General features: G+C 67.3%; 19 protein-coding genes. 11 read left to right on the top strand and 8 right to left on the bottom strand.

Annotated features, from left to right (window positions below; all coding sequences use genetic code 11):
- The first annotated feature begins 11 nt into the window (after nucleotides 1-11).
- Both OJF58_RS15565 and OJF58_RS15570 read left to right on the top strand, forming a co-directional pair.
- A complete protein-coding gene (locus tag OJF58_RS15565) occupies nucleotides 12-755 on the top strand; it encodes a hypothetical protein (RefSeq protein WP_300778607.1) in 744 nt (247 codons plus the stop codon).
- Nucleotides 756-808: 53 nt separating this feature from the next.
- Complete coding sequence (locus tag OJF58_RS15570) at nucleotides 809-1,018, top strand: DUF1127 domain-containing protein (protein WP_300778608.1); 210 nt, start codon at nucleotides 809-811, stop codon at nucleotides 1,016-1,018.
- Nucleotides 1,019-1,021: 3 nt separating this feature from the next.
- Here OJF58_RS15570 and OJF58_RS15575 read toward each other — a convergent pair whose 3' ends face one another.
- The gene (locus tag OJF58_RS15575; protein WP_300778609.1) at nucleotides 1,022-1,801 is read right to left on the bottom strand and encodes an enoyl-CoA hydratase/isomerase family protein; all 780 of its coding nucleotides are present in this window, start codon (nucleotides 1,799-1,801) and stop codon (nucleotides 1,022-1,024) included.
- Between the two features lie 42 nt (nucleotides 1,802-1,843).
- Between OJF58_RS15575 and OJF58_RS15580 the strand changes: the two genes are divergently transcribed.
- On the top strand, nucleotides 1,844-2,584 hold the full coding sequence (locus OJF58_RS15580; RefSeq protein ID WP_300778610.1) for a carbonic anhydrase: 741 nt from the start codon (nucleotides 1,844-1,846) through the stop codon (nucleotides 2,582-2,584).
- A gap of 10 nt (nucleotides 2,585-2,594) precedes the next feature.
- On the opposite strand, the gene OJF58_RS15585 is transcribed toward OJF58_RS15580, so the two are convergent.
- Nucleotides 2,595-3,791, bottom strand: coding sequence for an aminotransferase class V-fold PLP-dependent enzyme (locus OJF58_RS15585; RefSeq protein WP_300778611.1), 1,197 nt, complete (start codon nucleotides 3,789-3,791; stop codon nucleotides 2,595-2,597).
- Nucleotides 3,792-3,894: 103 nt separating this feature from the next.
- Between OJF58_RS15585 and OJF58_RS15590 the strand changes: the two genes are divergently transcribed.
- Nucleotides 3,895-5,295 carry an aminotransferase class III-fold pyridoxal phosphate-dependent enzyme gene (locus tag OJF58_RS15590; RefSeq protein WP_300778612.1) on the top strand — a complete coding sequence of 467 codons (1,401 nt, stop codon included), beginning with the start codon at nucleotides 3,895-3,897 and terminating at the stop codon, nucleotides 5,293-5,295.
- 129 nt (nucleotides 5,296-5,424) lie between these two features.
- Here OJF58_RS15590 and OJF58_RS15595 read toward each other — a convergent pair whose 3' ends face one another.
- Nucleotides 5,425-5,826, bottom strand: a complete 402-nt coding sequence (locus OJF58_RS15595) for a RidA family protein (protein WP_300778613.1) — start codon at nucleotides 5,824-5,826, stop codon at nucleotides 5,425-5,427.
- A 40-nt stretch (nucleotides 5,827-5,866) separates the two neighbouring features.
- Complete coding sequence (gene phhA / locus OJF58_RS15600; protein ID WP_300778614.1) at nucleotides 5,867-6,610, bottom strand: phenylalanine 4-monooxygenase; 744 nt, start codon at nucleotides 6,608-6,610, stop codon at nucleotides 5,867-5,869.
- Between the two features lie 120 nt (nucleotides 6,611-6,730).
- On the opposite strand from phhA, the gene OJF58_RS15605 reads away from it, so the two are divergent.
- The 7 genes from OJF58_RS15605 to OJF58_RS15635 all read left to right on the top strand — a co-directional run bounded on the left by OJF58_RS15605 (nucleotide 6,731) and on the right by OJF58_RS15635 (nucleotide 13,919).
- A complete protein-coding gene (locus OJF58_RS15605) occupies nucleotides 6,731-7,228 on the top strand; it encodes an Lrp/AsnC family transcriptional regulator (protein ID WP_300778615.1) in 498 nt (165 codons plus the stop codon).
- 72 nt (nucleotides 7,229-7,300) lie between these two features.
- The gene (locus tag OJF58_RS15610; protein ID WP_300778616.1) at nucleotides 7,301-8,479 is read left to right on the top strand and encodes a M20 aminoacylase family protein; all 1,179 of its coding nucleotides are present in this window, start codon (nucleotides 7,301-7,303) and stop codon (nucleotides 8,477-8,479) included.
- 95 nt (nucleotides 8,480-8,574) lie between these two features.
- Entirely contained in the window at nucleotides 8,575-10,335 is a 1,761-nt protein-coding gene (locus OJF58_RS15615; RefSeq protein ID WP_300778617.1) for a glucan ABC transporter ATP-binding protein/ permease, read from the top strand.
- Between the two features lie 60 nt (nucleotides 10,336-10,395).
- A complete protein-coding gene (locus OJF58_RS15620) occupies nucleotides 10,396-11,409 on the top strand; it encodes an ABC transporter substrate-binding protein (RefSeq protein ID WP_300778618.1) in 1,014 nt (337 codons plus the stop codon).
- 156 nt (nucleotides 11,410-11,565) lie between these two features.
- Nucleotides 11,566-12,351, top strand: coding sequence for an ABC transporter ATP-binding protein (locus tag OJF58_RS15625; RefSeq protein WP_300778619.1), 786 nt, complete (start codon nucleotides 11,566-11,568; stop codon nucleotides 12,349-12,351).
- Nucleotides 12,348-13,124, top strand: a complete 777-nt coding sequence (locus OJF58_RS15630; protein WP_300778620.1) for an ABC transporter permease — start codon at nucleotides 12,348-12,350, stop codon at nucleotides 13,122-13,124. Before OJF58_RS15625 ends, OJF58_RS15630 begins: the two co-directional genes overlap by 4 nt.
- 6 nt (nucleotides 13,125-13,130) lie before the next feature.
- Nucleotides 13,131-13,919 carry a class I SAM-dependent methyltransferase gene (locus OJF58_RS15635; RefSeq protein WP_300778621.1) on the top strand — a complete coding sequence of 263 codons (789 nt, stop codon included), beginning with the start codon at nucleotides 13,131-13,133 and terminating at the stop codon, nucleotides 13,917-13,919.
- Nucleotides 13,920-13,952: 33 nt separating this feature from the next.
- Here the strand turns inward: OJF58_RS15635 and OJF58_RS15640 are convergent, their stop codons facing one another.
- Genes OJF58_RS15640 through OJF58_RS15655 form a run of 4 tightly spaced genes read right to left on the bottom strand, consistent with a single transcriptional unit; the run spans nucleotide 13,953 to nucleotide 18,013 of the window.
- Nucleotides 13,953-14,942, bottom strand: coding sequence for an LLM class flavin-dependent oxidoreductase (locus OJF58_RS15640; RefSeq protein WP_300778622.1), 990 nt, complete (start codon nucleotides 14,940-14,942; stop codon nucleotides 13,953-13,955).
- Nucleotides 14,943-14,946: 4 nt separating this feature from the next.
- On the bottom strand, nucleotides 14,947-15,993 hold the full coding sequence (locus OJF58_RS15645) for a TIGR03617 family F420-dependent LLM class oxidoreductase (RefSeq protein WP_300778623.1): 1,047 nt from the start codon (nucleotides 15,991-15,993) through the stop codon (nucleotides 14,947-14,949).
- Between the two features lie 49 nt (nucleotides 15,994-16,042).
- The gene (locus OJF58_RS15650) at nucleotides 16,043-17,224 is read right to left on the bottom strand and encodes an amidohydrolase family protein (protein ID WP_300778624.1); all 1,182 of its coding nucleotides are present in this window, start codon (nucleotides 17,222-17,224) and stop codon (nucleotides 16,043-16,045) included.
- 3 nt (nucleotides 17,225-17,227) lie between these two features.
- Nucleotides 17,228-18,013 (bottom strand): aldolase/citrate lyase family protein, encoded by a 786-nt coding sequence (locus OJF58_RS15655; protein WP_300778625.1) that lies wholly within the window; start codon nucleotides 18,011-18,013, stop codon nucleotides 17,228-17,230.
- Nucleotides 18,014-18,049: the final 36 nt, after the last annotated feature.

The following is an 18,049-nucleotide window of genomic DNA, read 5'->3' on the forward strand; positions in this document are numbered from 1 at the left end:
CGGAGCTTAGCATGACGCCCGACATTTCCCACGCCGTCCGCCTGCTGCTGCAGGCGCGCCGTTCCGGCAAGCAGATGACGCCGCCGTTTGCCTTGCCGGATCGCAATGCGGTCTACGCCATCCAGGACGGCGTCGCCAAAGCCGCGGGACCGGTGTCGGGCTGGAAGGTCGGCGCCCGCACGCCGACGGCCGAGCCCAATCCTGCCCCGTTGCTGGCCGGCGCGCTGGTCCGCTCGCCGGCCAGCTTCGACGGCAAGGCGATGCACATGATCGGCGTGGAGATCGAGATCTCGTTCCACATCGTGCGCGACATTCCCTCACGCGAGGAGCCGGTCGGGCAGGACGAGGCGCTCGATGCCGTGGGCGACGCCTTCGTCGGCATGGAAGTGGTCGACACGCGGCTCGCCGACTTCAAGGACGTCGATCCCGAATGGCTGCTCGCCGACAACCAGATGAACCAAGCGCTGGTGGTCGGCGGCGGTATCGAGGCGTGGCGTTCCCTCGACTGGCCGAGCCTGCAGGTGAGGCTCCTGATCGATGGTCGGATGGAGGTCGATCAGAAAGGCGGGCTCGGCGCCGTCGATCCGGTGCGACCGCTCGCGTGGATGATCGACCACGCCGTGCGTCGTCGCGGCGGCATCCGCAAGGGCCAGGCGATCACCACCGGCTCGTGGACCGGCTTGCGCTACTACCCGCCCGGCACGAAAGCGCGTGGCGAGTTCGTCGGTCTCGGCGCTGTCGAGGCAAGCTTCTGACGCTTCGGCTGGCGCCGTAACCTCGAACATGGGCCGATCGGCAAGGTCGACCCATGCACAACGTCCTTCGCCTCGATGCGTTTGCGGGCGGGTCGAACGCCCGACGTCTCTGGCCTTTCCTTTTGTCGACACTGTCGTTGTGGCGAGACCGCAGCCGCTCGCGCCGGCAGCTTGCCCTGCTCGACGATCGTGCGCTGGCCGATGTCGGCCTCAGCCGCGCCGAGCAATGGAAGGAAAGCCGCAAACGCTTCTGGCAGGCCTGAGCCTCAGCGGCCGCTCCATTTCGGCGGCCGCTTCTCCAGGAACGCGCTCATGCCCTCGCGGAAGTCGGCGCTGCCGTAGGTATGGCGGATCAGGTCGTCGATATTCTCGTCGCCGATCTTCGCCTGCAGGCGGCGCAGCGCCTCCTTGGTCGACCGCATGGTGAGGGGTGCATGGCCGGCAAGGGTCGTGGCCAGCGCCTCGGCCCGCGCCTGCAGCGCGGCGACATCCGGCAGCACCTCGCTCACCAGGCCGATCTGCAGCGCCGTCGATGCATCCACCAGCCTGGCGAGCAGGATCATCTCCTTGACGCGCTGCGGGCCGATCAGGCTCGCGAGTCGGGCATAGTTCGCCATCGACAGGCAGTTGCCCAGCGTGCGCGCGATCGGGAAGCCGAACTGCGCCGAGGCCGAGGCGATGCGGAAGTCGCAGACGGCGGCGATTCCCGCGCCGCCGCCGGTGCAGTAGCCCGCGATCGCGGCAATGGTCGGGACCGCACAGCGCTCGACCGCGTCCAGGATGCGGTCCATCTTGCGCTCGTAGGCGATGCCGTCGTCGCCATTCTTGAACGACTTGAACTGGCCGATGTCGGTGCCGGCCGCGAAGGCCTTGTCGCCGGCGCCGGTGATCACCAGCACCTTGGCCTCGTGCGTCGCGGCGACGCGGCCACAAATCTCGGCCAATCCTTCATACATCGCGAAAGTGAGCGCGTTGCGGGCCTGCGGCCGGTTGAAGGTGATCCAGCCGATATCGCCGCGCTTGTCGTAGAGCAGTTCCTGGGTCATGTCCCTTGTCCGTGGAATGACCCGCATCGTAGGCGAGACATCATGGCGTTTGAACGACTTCTGAAGGGCTTTGCGGATTTTCGCCTGGGCTACTATCGCGAGCACCTCGATCTCTTCGAGAAGCTCGCCACCGAGGGGCAGTCGCCGGAGGTGCTGGTGATCGGCTGCTCCGATGCGCGCGTCGATCCCGGCATCCTGACGCGGACACGGCCGGGCGACATCTTCACCGTGCGCAACATCTCCGCGATGGTGCCGCCGGCGCAGATCCCGCCGGACGAACGTCAGCACGGCACGTCGGCCGCGATCGAGTTCGCGGTGCGCGGCCTCGAGGTCCAGCATGTGGTGGTGCTCGGACATGCGCTGTGCGGCGGCATCGCCGCGCTGGTCGACGGCGAACGGTCGAGCGCCTATGCCAGCTACGACTATCTCTCGACCTGGATGGCCGTCGCACAGGAGGTGCGCGACGTCGCCGTGCGCGAGCTCGCGGGCAAGCCGAGCGCAGAGATCAATCGTGCCGTCGAGCAGGCGGCGGTGCTGAGCAGCATCGTCAATCTGATGAGCTTTCCCTGGATTGCGGATCGTGTCGCCGCCGGCAAGCTCCGCCTGCATGCCTGGTGGTTCAACCTCGTCGAAGGCCAGCTCTACGCCTTCAACCCCGCGTCGGTGCGCTTCGAGCCGGTGAGAGACGTCGCGGTCCCGCCGACGGTCGCGAAGGGCACGTCCCTGTCGTCGATCAAGCCCGAGCGCCTGATCGCCGTCGCCGCGGGCAAGCCAGCCTTCTAGGCCCAGCCTTCTAGGCTTGGCCCGCCAGCGAATCGATGGCGGCATCCACGCCGCCGGGCGCGAAGGGGACGCCGGCCGTCTTCATGGCGAGTTCCGTCGTGGCGAGGCAGCCGAGCAACATCGGTTCGTTGAGGTCGCCCAGATGGCCGATGCGGAACACCTTGCCCATCAGCGGCCCCAGCCCTCCGCCCAGGGAAAGGTTGTAACGCTCGAGTGCCGCCTTGCGCAGGCCGTCCGAGCTCACACCCTCGGGCATCAGCACCGTGGTCACCGAGTTGGACAGGCGCTCCGGCGTCTGGCCGTACAGCGTCGGCCCCTTGCCGTTCGCGCCCCAGGCGCGCACCGCGGCGCGCGTCGCCTCGGCCAGCCGGGCATGGCGCGCGAACACCGCGTCGAGGCCTTCCTCCTCCAGCATCCTGATCGATTCCTGCAGGCCGAAGAAGAAGTGCACCGGCACGGTGCCGATGAACCGCTGCGGCGGCCGCGCCTCCATCAGTTGCCAGTTGAAGTAGTACTTCGGCATCTTCGAGGTGCGCGACGCCTCCATCGCCTTGGCGCTGACGCCGGTGATCGCCATGCCGGTCGGCATCATCAGGCCCTTCTGGCTGCCGCCGACCGTCACGTCGACACCCCACGCGTCCATCTTGTATTCCATGCTGCCGAGCGACGAGATCGTGTCGGACAGGAGCAGCGCCGGATGCTTGGCCTCGTCGAGCGCGCGGCGAACCTCCGCCAGCGGCAGCACCATGCCGGTCGCCGTCTCGTTGTGCACGGCGAGCACCGCCTTGATCTCGTGCGCCTTGTCCTCGGCGAGGCGCTCGGCGAGCTTGGCGATATCGACGCCTTTGCGCCAGTCGGCCGGCACGGTTTCGACCTTGAGCCCCAGCGTCTCCGCCATTTCCTTCCAGCCCATCGAGAAGTAGCCGGTCTCGACCACGAGAACGGTCTCGCCGGGCGAGAACAGATTGGCCACCGCAGCCTCCCAGGCGCCGTGGCCGGTCGAGGCATGGACGAACAACGTCTGGTCGGTCTTCAGGATGCGCTTCACGCCCGCCATGCAGGCGCGCTGGATCTCGAGGAATTCCGGCGCCAGGAAATCCATTACCGGCCGATCCATCGCCCGCAGGATGCGGTCGGGAATGTTGGTCGGGCCGGGATTGTTGAAGAACTGCCGTCCACGCGGCTTCACGTTCACTGGGGCGTTCACTTGGGACTCCGGTCTGCGAAAGACAGGAAACGATAGGGCCGGGCCCCTTGGCGAGACAAGCGAGGCTTGCGATGTTCGGCCATTAGCTGAGTTGAGGGCAAGTATGAGCGCGCAAAAGAACGATTCATCACAAACGAACTCCGCCGTCGTGGCCGACTACAAGGCCCGCACCGGCGGCTCGGCCGCTCTGTACGAGCGGGCGCGCAAGGTGCTGCCGAGCGGCATCACGCACGACGCGCGCTATCTCGATCCCTATTCGATCCACGTCTCGCGCGCCAAGGGACCGCGCAAATGGGACGTCGACGGCAACGAGTACGTCGACTATTTCGGCGGTCACGGCGCGCTGCTGCTCGGCCATTCGCATCCCGCGATCGTCGAGGCGGTGAAGCGGCAGATGGAGCTCGGCACGCACTACGGCTCGAGCCACGAGCTCGAGGTGCGCTGGGCCGAGCTCGTCTGCGAGCTGGTGCCGTCGGCCGAGAAGGTGCGCTTCACGGCCTCGGGCACCGAGGCCTCGCACATGGCGATCCGGCTGGCGCGCGCCCATACCGGCAAGGAGAGGATCGTGCGCTTCGTCGGCCACTTCCACGGCTGGCACGACACGGTCGCCGCGGGCGCGGTCTCGCACTACGACGGCACGACCACGCCCGGCGTGCCGCAGAGCGTCACCGATCTCACGATCCTGATGCCGGCCGACGACGTGAAGCCGGTCGTGAAGCTCCTCGAGGAGCGCGACGACATCGCCGCCGTGATGTTCGAGCCGTCCGGCGCCTCGTGGGGGCAGGTGCCGCTGCCCCCGGGCTTCGCGCCGGCGATCCGCGAGGTGACGGCGCGCCGCGGCGTCGTGATGCTGATGGACGAGGTCATCACCGGCTTCCGCTGGTCGTCGGGCGGGGCGCAGAAGGCGCTGGGAGTCACGCCAGACCTTTGCATCCTCGCCAAGATCGTGGCGGGCGGATTGCCGGGCGGCGCGGTGGCCGGCAAGCGCGAGATCCTCGACCGCATCGATCACGCCGCGACGGCGGCGAAGAACCAGGAGAAGATCGCCCATCCCGGCACCTACAACGCCAATCCGCTGTCGGCCGCGGCCGCCGTCACGGCGCTGTCGCTGGTGCGCGACGAGGACCTTGCCGAGAAAGCGAACAGGACGGCGGCCGAGCTGCGCGGGGCGCTGCGCCAGGTGCTGGTCGAGGAGAGTGTGCCGTGGGGCATCTACGGCCAGTCCTCGACCTTCCTGATCTATCCCAATCCGACCGGCGAGGCGGTCGATCCCGCGACCTTCGATCCCTTGAAGCTGGGCTTCGCCAAGCTGAAGGGCGCGCGCTCGGGCCCGCTCAGCGGCAAGATCCGCATGGGCCTGATGACCCACGGCGTCGACGTGATGGGTGCGCCCGGCGGCTTCGTCTCGGCCTTCCATGGCGGCGCCGAGATCGAGAGGACGGTGCACGCGCTGCGCCAGACCGTCCGCGCGCTCAAGGCCGAACGCGAGGTGAAGGCGGCGTAACTCGCCGGCCGCGATGTGGTGTCATTCCGAGCGCAGCACCTGTCCTGAGCGAAGTCGAAGGAAGGAATCCTTGATCGGTGCCGCAAACGATCCCGCGCTGCGCTCGGGATGACACGAGGCGATTGAAGCCTAACGCGGGCCCTTGCCGATATGGGCGATGGCCTCGATCTCGACCAGGATCTCGGGGGCGGCGAGCGCGCGCACCTCGACCAGGGTCGAGGCGGGAAAGTTGCCGGTGAAGAACTCGCGCCGCGCTGCCCAGACCTTGGTGTTGTTCTTGATGTTGGTCACGAAGATCGTGACCTTCACGACGTCGGCCATCGCGCCGCCCGCGGCCTCGAGCATGCCCTTGATCTTGCCGAAAACGATCTTGCCCTGCTCGTACTCGTCCAATGTGGCCAGCACCTTGGGATCGGTGCCGCGCGCTGTCATCCCCGATACATAGGCGATGCCATCGCAGACCAGGCAATTGGACCAGCGCTCGGGCGGCGGCTCGGGCACGGCAGGCGACGTCACGCGACGGATGGTCATCGGGCTCTCTCCTCCTCGGGTTCAGTCGGAGGAGTATAGCTCAGGCGATGCGCGTGTTGGCGGCCTCGAAGAGCTGGCGGAAGTCGTCGAGCACGAAGTAGGTGTTCTGCAGCTTGTCGATCTCGTAGGGCCGGTGCATCACGGTCGAGGCCTCGAACGGCAGGCGCTCGACACCCTCGTCCTCGATCGCGTGCCGCACCTCGCGTGCCGAGGAGAGGATGCCCGCGCCGTAGATCTTGAGGCCCTGCGGCGTGCGGATCAGACCGAACTCGACCGTGTACCAGTAGAGCCGCGCCAGCAGGTCGATCTGCGGTCCGGCCTCGATGCCGCGCCGCCCGTAGAGCTGCATATAGTCGGCGAACACCGGATTGCCGAGCAGCGGCACGTGGCCGAAGAAGTCGTGGAACAGGTCCGGCTCGACCAGATAGTCGATCTCCGAACGCCTGCGGATCCAGACCGTGACCGGAAACCGGCGATGCGCCAGATGGTCATAGAAGGCCTGGTCCGGGATGAGTCCCGGCACGCCGACGACCCGCCAGCCTGTCAGTGGCTCGAGTCGTCGGTTGACCTCGTCAAAGTCGGGAATCGTCTTGCTGATGCCGAGCGTGCGCAATCCGTGGATGAACTCGGAGCAGGCATGCCGATGCGCCAGAAGCGTCTGCCGCTCGGCGAGCAGGCGCCAGACGGCCTGGTCTTCGGCCGAATAGTGGTCGAGCTCTTGCGGCACCGTCCAGTCGGTCGCCATCCCGCGATAGTCGCCGCGCAAGGTCTCAAGGGGGACCAAGGTGTTCATGCTCCGAATATGGGCGCGGGACCGGGAGTGATTCCCGGCGAAATGGATCGAGATCTGGGCCTGTTTTAGGGATATCCTCCAGGAACATCGCCAATATAGGTGAAAAGGACCATGATCGAGCTCGATGTCATCGACAAGCGCATCGTCGCCGCCTTGCAGGCCGAAGGCCGGCTGTCGATCGTCGATCTCGCCGACCGGGTCGGCCTGTCGCCGACACCCTGCCAGCGCCGCGTGAAACGCTTGGAGGAGGAGGGCGTGATCGGCCGTTATGCGGCCCTAGTCTCGCCGACGGCGGCGGGCTTCAATCTGCAGGCGCTGGTCGAGGTCACTCTCGACGACCATTCGGAGAAGACGGTCGAGGCCTTCGAGGCGGCAATCCGCGCCCGGCCCGAGGTCGTGGCCTGTTACGCGGTGACCGGCGACATGGATTTCCTGGTCCATGTCTTCGCCACCGATCTCGCCCAGTTCAGCGACTTTGCGATGAAGGCGCTGCTGCGCATGCCGGGTGTCAAAGGCACCCGCTCGTCCTTCATCATGCAGCAGGTGAAGAACGAGCTGGCTTGGGCGCCGCTGCCGGCGAGCGCCGCGCCGCAAAAGCGCGTGAAGTAGCCGTCCTCGGCTATGGCGCCGCGCGCGGCGCTCCGTCTATGATGCGCGTCTTTTTCAATCCGGAGTCGCTTGATGCCCGTTTTGCCGCGTGCCCTGGAGATCCAGGGCGAGATTGCCGCGATCCGTCGAGACATCCACGCCCATCCAGAGCTCGCCTACGAAGAAAACCGAACGTCCGACATCGTCGCGGCCAAGCTTCAGGAATGGGGGCTCGAAGTGACCCGCGGTCTCGGCAAGACCGGCCTGGTGGGCACGCTGCGCAAGGGCAATTCGCTGAAGTCGATCGGCCTTCGCGCCGACATGGATGCGCTGCCGATGGACGAGACCAACGACTTCGCGCATCGGTCGCAGAACGCCGGCCGCATGCACGCCTGCGGCCACGACGGCCACACCGCGATGCTGCTGGGTGCGGCCAAGATGCTGAGCGAGACGCGCGAGTTCGAAGGCGCGGTGCATTTCATCTTCCAGCCGGCCGAGGAAGGCGGCGGCGGGGCGCGCGCCATGATCGAGGACGGGCTGTTCGAGAAATTCCCCTGCGATGCGGTGTTCGCGATCCACAACAAGCCCGGCGTGCCGCTCGGCCATATCGTCACGCGGCCCGGCCCGCTGCTGGCGGCGGCCGACCGCTGGGACATCCGTATCACCGGCAAGGGCGGCCACGCCGCCCATCCCCACGCCACGCTCGACCCGATGGTGGTGGGCGCCAGCATCGTGATGTCGCTGCAGACGATCGTCAGCCGCAACATCGATCCCATCGATTCGACCGTGGTGACCGTGGGTTTCTTCAAGGCGGGCTCCGCCTACAACGTCATTCCGGGCGATGTGCATATCGGCGGGACGACCCGCACCACGACACCGCAGAACCGCGCGCTGGCGAAGCGGCGCATCGACGAAATCTGCCAGGGCGCCGAGAAGATGTACGGCGTCAAGATCGCCGTCGAGCACAAGCCCGGCTATCCGCCGACGGTCAACAATGCCGATCGCGCTCGCTTCGCGATCGACGTGGCCGCCGGCGTCTGCGGCGAGGGCAATGTGCGCGACAACGCCCGGCCCAGCATGGGTTCGGAGGATTTCTCCTACATGCTGGAGAAGGTGCCGGGGGCGATGGTGTGGCTGGGCAATGGCGGCGACAAGGATGCCGTGAGCCTGCACAACTCGCGCTACGACTTCAACGACATGGCGATCCCGTTCGGCGTCAGCTTCTTCGTGCGCACCGTCGAGCGTTTCCTGGGCGAGCAGCCGTCGCCCTGACGACGCGTCGGCTCCCTTGTCATGCCAAACGGAGCGAAGCATCTTTCGCGCGGCCTTGAAGACCCTTCGCTCCGCTCAGGGTGACACCCCATCGCATGGAATTCCTCCGCGTCTATGGCCGCGTCCTCGGATTGCTGCGCGACGAGCGCAGGCTGGCGATCACGCTGGCTCTCGCCAACGTCGCGGTGGCGGCGCTGCAGTTCTACGAGCCGGTGCTGTTCGGCAAGGTGGTGGACCTGCTGTCGAACGCCCGCAACGAGACGACGGCCACGTTGTGGGAAAAGGCGAAGGAACTGCTGATCCTGTGGGCGGCGGTCGGGCTGGGCGGCATCGTCGCCAACATAGTCGTGTCGCTGCAGGCCGACCGCATGGCCCACCGCCGGCGGCTGGGTGCCATGGCGCGCTATTTCGAGCATGTGCTGGTGCTGCCCTTCGCCTTCCACAATGCCCAGCATTCGGGCCGGCTCCTGAAGGTGATGCTGACCGGCGTCGATCACCTGTTCGGCATCTGGCTCAGCTTCTTCCGCGAGAATCTCGCCACCTTCGTGGCGCTGTTCGTCATGCTGCCGCTCAGCCTGTTCCTGAACTGGCGACTCGGGCTGCTGCTGATCGTGCTGATCCTGTTCTTCGCCGCCGCCAACGCCTGGGTGGTCGGCAAGACCGACAAGCTGCAGGCCGAGGTCGAGGAACACCACAGCGAGCTGGCGAGTCGGGCGGGCGATGCGCTGGGCAACATCCATCTGATCCAGAGCTTCGTGCGGCTCGCGGCCGAGACGCGCGAGATCAACCGCATCATCGGCGAGACGCTTGCGGCGCAGTATCCCGTATTGAACTGGTGGGCGCTGCTGTCGGTGCTGACGCGCGCCGCCTCGACCCTCACGGTGATCCTGATCTTCGTGCTCGGCACCTGGCTCTATACCCGCGGCGAGGCGACCGTCGGCCAGATCGTGAGCTTCATGGGCTTCTCCGCCATGCTGATCGGCCGCATGGACCAGGCCTCGGCCTTCGTGAGTCGCATTTTCTTCCAGATGCCGGCGCTGGCCGATTTCTTCCGCGTGATCGACCACCAGACCACGGTGCCGGACCGGCCGGACGGCGTCCAGCTTGGCCGCGCCCGGGGCGACGTCGATTTCGAGGACGTGAGCTTCTCCTATGACGGGTTGCGGCCGGCGCTGCAGCATTTCTCGCTGCACGTGCCGGCGGGAACGACGGTCGCCCTGGTCGGTCCGACGGGGGCGGGCAAGAGCACGGCGCTGTCGCTGCTGCATCGCATGTGGGACCCGCAGTCGGGCATGATCCGCGTCGACGGCATCGACCATCGCGCCATCAGGCTCGACTCGCTGCGTCGCAATATCGGCGTGGTGTTCCAGGATTCGACCATGTTCTACCGCTCGATCGCCGACAATCTGCGCATCGGCAAGCCGGATGCGACGCAGGCCGAGCTCGAGCAGGCGGCGCGCCTTGCCGAGGCGCACGACTTCATCTCGCGTCAGCCGCAGGGTTACGACACGCTGGTCGGCGAGCGCGGCGCCACGCTCTCCGGCGGCGAACGCCAGCGGCTGGCCATCGCCCGGGCGCTGCTCAAGGATCCGCCGATCCTGATCCTGGACGAGGCGACCAGCGCGCTCGACTCGGTCACCGAGGCGCGCATCCAGAAGGCGCTCAAGGTGCTGATGAAGGGCCGCACCACCTTCGTCATCGCCCATCGCCTTTCGACCATTCGCGATGCCGATCAGGTGGTCGTCCTGGAACAGGGGCGGATCGTGGAACGCGGCGCCTATCGCGAGCTCATGGCCGCGGGCGGCGTCTTCGCACGACTCGTGGCCACCCAGCAGATCGGCACGGAATCTGCCTGATATCCCCTTGGCGGATCGGCAAGGCCCGCCTAAGAGTCGGCCGAACATCGGGGGGCTTGGATGATCAAGGCAATGAGGGGATTGGGGATCGCCGCGGCGATCGCGACATGGCTGGCGGCCACGCCCGCCTCGGCGCAGACGCCGATCAAGTTCACCCTCGACTGGGTGTTCCAGGGACCGACCTCGCCGTTCCTGGTGGCGCTGGAGAAGGGCTACTACAAGGCCGAAGGCCTCGATGTCACCATGGATCCGGGCCAAGGCTCGGCCGGCGCCGTCCAGCGGGTCGCCACCGGCGCCTACCAGATCGGCTTCGCCGACGTGAACGCGGCCCTCGAATACGACGCCAAGAACCCCGGCAAGGAGGTGCTTTGCGTGTTCATGGCCTATGACTTCGCGCCATTCGGCGTCTATGCACTGAAGAAGAGCGGCATCAGGACACCGAAGGATCTCCAGGGCAAGAAGCTCGGCGCCCCGGTATTCGACGCCTCCTATCGTCTGTTCCCCGCTTTCGCCAAGATGAACGGCATCACCAAGTGGGACTACGTGAACCTGACGCCACAGCTTCGCGAGCAGAGCCTGGTGCAGGGTTCGGTCGACTTCATCTCCGGTCACTACTTCTCTTCGATGCTCGACCTCAAGGCGCGCGGGGTGAAGTTCGACGACATCGTCGCGATGCGCTACGTCGACTACGGCATGGACGTCTACGGCAACGGCATCGTCGTCTCGCCGGAGATGGCCAAGAACGAGAAAGCGGTGAAGGGCTTCGTCGCCGCCACCATCAAGGGCTGGCGGGACGTGATCAAGGACAACAAGCTCGGCGTCGCCGCCGCCAAGAAGCGCGATCCGCTGATCGACGATGCGCTCGAGCTGGAGCGCCTGCAGCTTTCGCTGCAGACCAACATCCTGACGCCCTACGTCAAGGCCAACGGCATGGGCGGCGTCGATCCCGAGCGTTTCGCCCGTTCCGTCAAGCTGGTGTCGGAGGCCTTCGGCCTGCCGCACGCGCCGGCGCCGGATAAGGTCTTCACCGACAAATACCTGCCGCCGAAGGCCGAGCGCATGGTTACGCAATGATGTCGTGGGATGGGACAGGAAGATTGCGCCACTGCAGTGGCGCGCTCCCTTGAGCGCTCATCGGGGCGCGCAACTCCAGTTGCGCTCATGCGGTCTAACGGCAATGGGCCAGCGACAAAGAGACAACCATCGTTCGCAAGCCTTCGACGGCGCCCCATGACCTTCGTCGATCTCAAAGGGGTCAGTCTGACCTATCGGCTGGGCAGGGAGACGACGCTCGCGCTGGCCGACGCGACGATGACTGTCGGCAAGGGCGAGTTCGTGGCGGTCGTCGGGCCCTCGGGCTGCGGCAAGTCCACGATCATGAAGCTCGTGACCGGCCTCCTGCCGCCGTCGGGTGGCGAGGTGCGGGTGGGCGGACAGCGCGTGACGGGGCCGGTCAAGGGTGTCGGCATGGCATTCCAGAACCCTACTTTGATGCCGTGGCGCACGACGCTGGCCAACATCCTCCTGCCGATGGAGGTGGTCGAGCCGCACAAGCGGCGCTTCCGCCGGCACCGGGCCGAGTACGAGGCGCGGGCGATGAAGCTCCTCGAAACCGTGGGACTTGCCGATTTCAGCCAGAAGTATCCCTGGCAGCTCTCCGGCGGCATGCAGCAGCGCTCCAATCTCTGCCGTGCGTTGATCCACGAGCCCGAGCTCCTGATGCTGGACGAGCCGTTCGGCGCGCTCGATGCGTTCACCCGCGAGGAGCTGTGGGGCGTGATGCAGGCGCTATGGCTGGAGAAGCGCTTCACTGGCGTGCTGGTGACGCACGATCTGCGCGAGGCGGCCTATCTCGCCGATACCGTGCATGTGATGAGCCGGCGTCCCGGCCGTATCGTTCTGACGCGCACGATCGACATCCCGCGCCCCCGCACGCTCGCCACCACCTTCGAGCCGCGCTTCGTGGAGATCGTCCACGAGCTGCGCGACCGCATCCACCAGGAACATTCGGCATGAGCGAGTGGCGACGCAACGCACTCAGGATCGCCATGCCCTGGCTCGCCATCGCGGTCCTGCTGCTCCTCTGGGAGGCCGCCTGCATTGTCTTCGACCTGCCGGAGATCCTGCTGCCGCGCCCCAGCAAGGTCTTCGCGGTCTTCTTTGCGCGCTTCGACATCCTGCTGCTGTTCTGCTGGCAGACGCTCTGGACCTCCCTGATCGGCTTCCTGATCGCCATCGCGGGCGGCCTGCTGCTGGGGCTCGCGATCGGCGCCTCGCCGTTCGTCTACTCGGGCCTCTATCCGCTCCTGATCGCCTTCAACGCGGTGCCGAAGGTGGCGCTGGTGCCGATCCTGATGATCTGGGTCGGCGTCGGCGCCTTGCCGGCGGTGGTGACGGCGTTCGTGATCAGCTTCTTCCCGATCGTGGTCAATGTCGCGACCGGGCTCGCCACCATCGAGCCCGAGATGCGCGACGTCTTGCGCTCGCTCGGCGCCTCGCGCACCGAGATCCTGACCAAGGTCGGCATTCCGCGGGCCATGCCCTATCTCTTCGCGAGCCTCAAGGTCGCGATCACGCTCGCCTTCATCGGCTCGGTCATCTCCGAGACGGTGGGCGGCAATCGCGGCATCGGCTTCCTGATGCTGTCGGCCGGCGCGCGCAACGACGCACCCACCACTTTCGCCGGCCTGTTCGCCATCGCCATCATGGGCGTTTTGATGTACGCCCTCTGCGCCCTCGTCGAGAAGCGCATGACGCGCTGGGCGTTTCGCGGCGAGATCGTGAGCTAGGAGCCGATGACTCTCGCACCCACGCCGACACCGTTCGACCCGGACCGGTATCGCTTCGCCGCCGCGCATTACGAACAAGGCCGGGTACCCTACGCGCCGGCGCTGATCCGCCGGGTCGCCGAGGTCACCGGCATCGGCTCCCGGCACCGGGTGCTCGATCTCGGCTGTGGTCCGGCGCCGCTTGCCCGCGGCTTCGCTCCGCTCGTCCGCGAGGTGGTGGCGATCGACCCCTCTCCGGAGATGCTGGCGGCGGCCCGAGCGCTGGCCGGGCAGGCGGCAAACATCCGCTTTCTCTCCGGCAGTTCTTACGACCTCGATCCGACGCTTGGTCCTTTCCGCCTGGCCGTCATGGGGCGCTCGTTCCATTGGATGGACCGGGTGGACACGCTGAGGCGCCTCGACCGAATGATCGAGCCGGGCGGCGCGGTGGTCCTGTTCCACGATTCCGCGCCGGCAATCCCGGCAAATGCCTGGCGCAAGGTCTGGCGCGATATCCGCGAGCGCTACGAGCCCAACCACGGGCCGCACGACCGTGATCCCGACTGGATCCGCCACGAGGCGATCCTGCTTGAGTCGCCGTTCCCCCGCCTGGAAAGCTTCGGCGTGATCGACCGGCGAACGGTCGACGTCGAGACACTGGTGCAGCGGGCGCTCTCGATGGGCTCCACGTCACCGTCGCACCTGGGCGGGAAGATGGGAGCCATGGTGGCGGAGCTGCGCGCCGCGCTCGCAGATGTGCGCGAGGAAGTGGTGGAAACCTCCGCGCTGGTGGCGTGGCGACCGGATTTCCGGTGAACGTCCCGCTGCTCGGCAGCGGCGTTTCCTCGACTATCGCCCCTTGCGCAATCGCGCCAGCAGCGGAAAGGCCTCGGCGGCGAAGCGCTCGGTCTGCCGGTCGCGCTGCTCGTAGGGGCCGACGAAGTCGAGAATGACGTGGCGGACGCCTGCCTCGTGGAAGCGCAGGATGGTCTCGACCACCTGCTGCGGCGAGCCGAGCGCGCAGTAGCGCTCGGCGGCCTTGCGGAAATCCATGGCATAGCGCTGGCTGAGCGAGATAGTCGCGGCGTCCAGCGCCTTTTCGTAGGTGTCGTCTATGCAGGTGAACAGGAGATGGGCGGTGCCGAAGCCACGCTCGAAGACCCGCCCGGCCTCCTCCGCAGCCGCCGCGATCTTGGCCAGGCCTCGCCGGAACATGTCGGGCGTGACGACGTAGGACATCCAGCCATCGGTCAGTCGGCCGACGCGCCGCAGCGCGGCATCGGACCGGCCGCCGCACCAGATCGGCGGACCGCCGGGCTGGCGCGGCGGCGGCTGCATCGGCACGTCCTTGAATTGGAAGAAGTGCCCGTCATGCGATGCCGGCTCGCCGCTCCAGAACTCGCGCAGCACCGCGAGGCTTTCGGTGAGGCGCGCGCCGCGCTCCTTGATGGGCACGCCGCAGGCTTCGTATTCCTTGGGGAACTCGCCGCCCACGCCAACGCCGAAGATGAACCGGCCCTCGGTCAGGTGGTCCAGGGTAGAGACCTGCTTGGCAACCGGCGTGGGATGCCGCAGCGGCAGGAGATAGACCGCCGTGCCGAACTGCAGGCGCGGACTCACCACCGCCGCCTGCGCGAGCTGCAGCAGGGGGTCGAAGATGGCGAGGGCAAAGGAGATATGATCACCGACCCACAGTGAATCGTAGCCGCAGCGATCGACCAGGCCGACCAGCGTGCGCATCTCGTCGATCGTCGGCAGCCAGGGACCGGTGGCGGGCTCGGTGCGGCGGTGGATGGTCTGCATGCCGATGCGCAGGCGATCGTCGAGGGGCAAGTCCATAGCTCTACCTTTCCGTCCTGAAGCCGCGAAAGGCCTGTGGGATCCGGTGAATCTCGGCGAGCATCTCCCGCACAGGCCCCGGTTCCCAGCCCGGCGGCAGGGCGATGGTGATGGAATCGGCTGCGCCGCCGAAGCGCCGTTCGATCTCGCCCGGGATCTCGGCATAGGTGCCGCAGGCGGCGAAGATGCGCAGGGTATCGTCGGAGATCTGCTGCGCCATTTCCTTCCACCGGCCCTGCACGGACATCTCGTGCAGCTTCTGGCCCAGATCCTCGAGGCCGTGCATGGCCAGGATCGGCCTGTAGGTGCGGGTCGAGCCATAGAAGGCGACGCGAAAGCGCGCCCATTCCATAGCCTTGCGAACCGCCGCTTCATCGGCGCCAGTGCAGACGAAGCCGCCGCCATGGATATCGAAGTGCTCGCGGCGGCGGCCGCTGCGCTGCATGCCTTCGAGCATGGTCGGCAGGCAGACTTCCTCGAGGTAGCGGCGGCTGCAGATCGGATGGAGCCGCACGCCGTCGCACAGCTCACCTGCCAGCCGCAGCATGGCCGGTCCGACCGCCGAGATCGTTACCGGCACCATCGGCAGGCCGGTCCGTTCCGGCGAAAAGTCCGGTGTCATGAGCGTCAGCGTGTAGTGCTTGCCGCGATAGTCGAGCTTCTGACCTGTCTCCCAGCAGCGCCAGATCGCGCGCAGGGCCTCGATATACTCGCGCAGCCGCGGCGCCGGCGGGCTCCACGGGATGCCGAACCGGCGCTCGTTGTGGCCCTTGACCTGCGGGCCGAGGCCGAGGACGAAGCGGCCGCGCGAATTCGCCTGAAGGTCCCACGCCTGTGAGGCAAGAACGGTCGGACTGCGCGGGAAGGCGACGGCGATCGACGGCGTGAGCTCGACGCGCTCGGTGGCGACGGCGGCGAAGGCGAGCGGCGCCAGCACGTCGTGCCCGAGCTCGGTCGTCATCAGGGCGTCGAACCCGGCCTTCTCTGCCGCCTCCGCGGCCGGTCCTACACTGCGCCAGTCGGCTGGCGGCAGCTCCGTGAACACGCGCATGGCATCCTCCCGATGGCGGTGTCGACACAGTATCGCAGGACGGCCGGCCCTACACGACCAGCACGCCGTCGCGCGCGCACACGCGACCGGCCTTCACGACCAGTCTGCGCCGCGGGCGGGTGGCGACCGCCTCGGCAATGGAACTCGCTTCGACGGCGACAAAATCGGCAGGCCCGCCGACGCGCAGGCCGTAATCGGCGATGCCGAGGACGCGGGCCGCCGCCGCCGTCACCATCTCGCAGGCCACCGACAGCTCGTGATCGTGCCGGAAGTTGGCGCGATAGGCGATCGTCATGGCGCGATCCAGCATGTCGCCGTTGCCGAACGGCGACCAGGCATCGCGGATATTGTCCGAGCCGCCGAACACCTCGACGCCGTGCGCGCGCAGCAGGAGGAGGGGCGGCATGGTCGCGGCGCCGGGCCCGTGGCTCATGATCGCGACGCCCGCCGCGGCCAGCGCATCGGCCGCTTCCGCTGCGCGCGCCGGGGGGACCGAGCCGAGAGCGAAGGCATGGCTGACCGCGACCTTGCCCTCGAGGCCGGCCGCCTTCGTGCGCATGGCGATGGCGAGAAGCTGCGCGATGCCGCCCTCGCCGCCGTCGTGCAGATGAATGTCGAGACCGACGCCGCGCTTCTCGGCGATGCCGAAGATCGTATCGAGATGGCCATCGAGATCGCCGTCGATGCCGACCGGATCGAGACCGCCGACGAGATCGGCGCCCTCGGCAATGGCCGCATCCAGCAGATCGGCCGTGCCCGGCGAGCGCAGGACGCCGCTTTGCGGGAAGGCGACGATCTGGAGGGTGACAAGGTCGCGAAAGCGCTCGCGGACCTTCAGGATCTCGTGGAGATTGCGCAGTCCGAGCCGGTTGTCGATATCGACGTGGCTGCGCAGGTGCAGGGTGCCGCTGGCCACGACCTGGCGCACGAGGTTGGCGCCGGTCTCCGATTCGGGCACGGTGCGCGCCGCACGGACCTTGCGTTCCGCTTCGATGCGGTCGGCCACGCGGTTGCCCGTCGCCTGGTTGGGCACCCACGGCAGGCCGAGCAGCGTCTTGTCGAGATGGATATGACCGTCGACCAGCGGCGGCAGGACCAGCGCGCCGGCGAGATCGATGTCAGCGTCCGATGTCGTGCTCTCCGAGGACGGGAGGAGGGCGACGATGCGCCCACCCTCGACGTCGATATCGCGCCTGCTGCCGTCCGGCAGGGTGGCGTCGGCGAAGCGCACCGCCTACTTCTCGGCGACGGCGCCGGCTTCCTTGCGGGTCTGGTTGACGGCGGCGCGGGCGGCTTGCGCCATCAGGCCCGAGTCGTTGGCGATGGTCACGAACCGGAAGCCCGTGCCGATCATCTTGGCGGCGTAGCCCGCCGTGCCGTTGTGGATGCCGGCGAACAGGTTGCGCTTCTTCACGGCTGCCAGCAGCTTGTCGTAGATCGCGAGCACCTGCGGCTCCTCGCGGTCGAGCCTGGGAGCGAGGCCCAGCGACAGGCCGAGGTCGGACGGGCCGATATAGATGCCGCTCACGCCCGGCACGTCGAGGATGGCGTCGATATTGTCGATCGCCTCCTGGGTCTCGATCATCGGGATGATCAGCACCTCGTCGTTGGCGGTCGCCTGGTAGGGCGTCGCCTCGCCGTAGGCGCCGGCGCGGATCGGGCCGTTGCTGCGCTTGCCCTTGGGCGGATAGAGGCTGTAGGAGACCAGCGCCTTCGCTTCTGCCGGCGTGTTCACCATCGGACAGATCACGCCCCAGGCGCCGCCGTCGAGCACCTTGCCGACGATGCCGGGCTCGTTCCACGGCACGCGCACCAGTGGCGTCACCGGATGCTTGTCCATCGCCTGGAAGCAGGTGACCATCGACTGGTAGTCCTGCACGCCGTGCTGCATGTCGACCGTGACGCTGTCCCAGCCGCACTGCGCCATGGTCTCGGCCGAGAAGCCGTTGGGGATGGCGAGCCATCCGTTGACGCAGGCCTTGCCTGCCTGCAGGCGCTTCTTCAGCATGTTCGACGACATATCGGCGTTCCCTCGCTCCAGGTTAAGAACGCCGCA

This window comes from Enhydrobacter sp. (assembly GCF_030246845.1).
Classification (GTDB): Bacteria; Pseudomonadota; Alphaproteobacteria; order Reyranellales; family Reyranellaceae; genus Reyranella.

Coding starts and splice junctions, on each gene's coding strand:
- OJF58_RS15565 (WP_300778607.1), top strand. CDS start 12: ATGACGCCCGACATTTCCCACGCCGTCCGCCTGCTGCTGCAGGCGCGC.
- OJF58_RS15570 (WP_300778608.1), top strand. CDS start 809: ATGCACAACGTCCTTCGCCTCGATGCGTTTGCGGGCGGGTCGAACGCC.
- OJF58_RS15575 (WP_300778609.1), bottom strand. CDS start 1,801: ATGACCCAGGAACTGCTCTACGACAAGCGCGGCGATATCGGCTGGATC.
- OJF58_RS15580 (WP_300778610.1), top strand. CDS start 1,844: ATGGCGTTTGAACGACTTCTGAAGGGCTTTGCGGATTTTCGCCTGGGC.
- OJF58_RS15590 (WP_300778612.1), top strand. CDS start 3,895: ATGAGCGCGCAAAAGAACGATTCATCACAAACGAACTCCGCCGTCGTG.
- OJF58_RS15595 (WP_300778613.1), bottom strand. CDS start 5,826: ATGACCATCCGTCGCGTGACGTCGCCTGCCGTGCCCGAGCCGCCGCCC.
- OJF58_RS15605 (WP_300778615.1), top strand. CDS start 6,731: ATGATCGAGCTCGATGTCATCGACAAGCGCATCGTCGCCGCCTTGCAG.
- OJF58_RS15610 (WP_300778616.1), top strand. CDS start 7,301: ATGCCCGTTTTGCCGCGTGCCCTGGAGATCCAGGGCGAGATTGCCGCG.
- OJF58_RS15615 (WP_300778617.1), top strand. CDS start 8,575: ATGGAATTCCTCCGCGTCTATGGCCGCGTCCTCGGATTGCTGCGCGAC.
- OJF58_RS15620 (WP_300778618.1), top strand. CDS start 10,396: ATGATCAAGGCAATGAGGGGATTGGGGATCGCCGCGGCGATCGCGACA.
- OJF58_RS15625 (WP_300778619.1), top strand. CDS start 11,566: ATGACCTTCGTCGATCTCAAAGGGGTCAGTCTGACCTATCGGCTGGGC.
- OJF58_RS15630 (WP_300778620.1), top strand. CDS start 12,348: ATGAGCGAGTGGCGACGCAACGCACTCAGGATCGCCATGCCCTGGCTC.
- OJF58_RS15635 (WP_300778621.1), top strand. CDS start 13,131: ATGACTCTCGCACCCACGCCGACACCGTTCGACCCGGACCGGTATCGC.
- OJF58_RS15640 (WP_300778622.1), bottom strand. CDS start 14,942: ATGGACTTGCCCCTCGACGATCGCCTGCGCATCGGCATGCAGACCATC.
- OJF58_RS15645 (WP_300778623.1), bottom strand. CDS start 15,993: ATGCGCGTGTTCACGGAGCTGCCGCCAGCCGACTGGCGCAGTGTAGGA.
- OJF58_RS15655 (WP_300778625.1), bottom strand. CDS start 18,013: ATGTCGTCGAACATGCTGAAGAAGCGCCTGCAGGCAGGCAAGGCCTGC.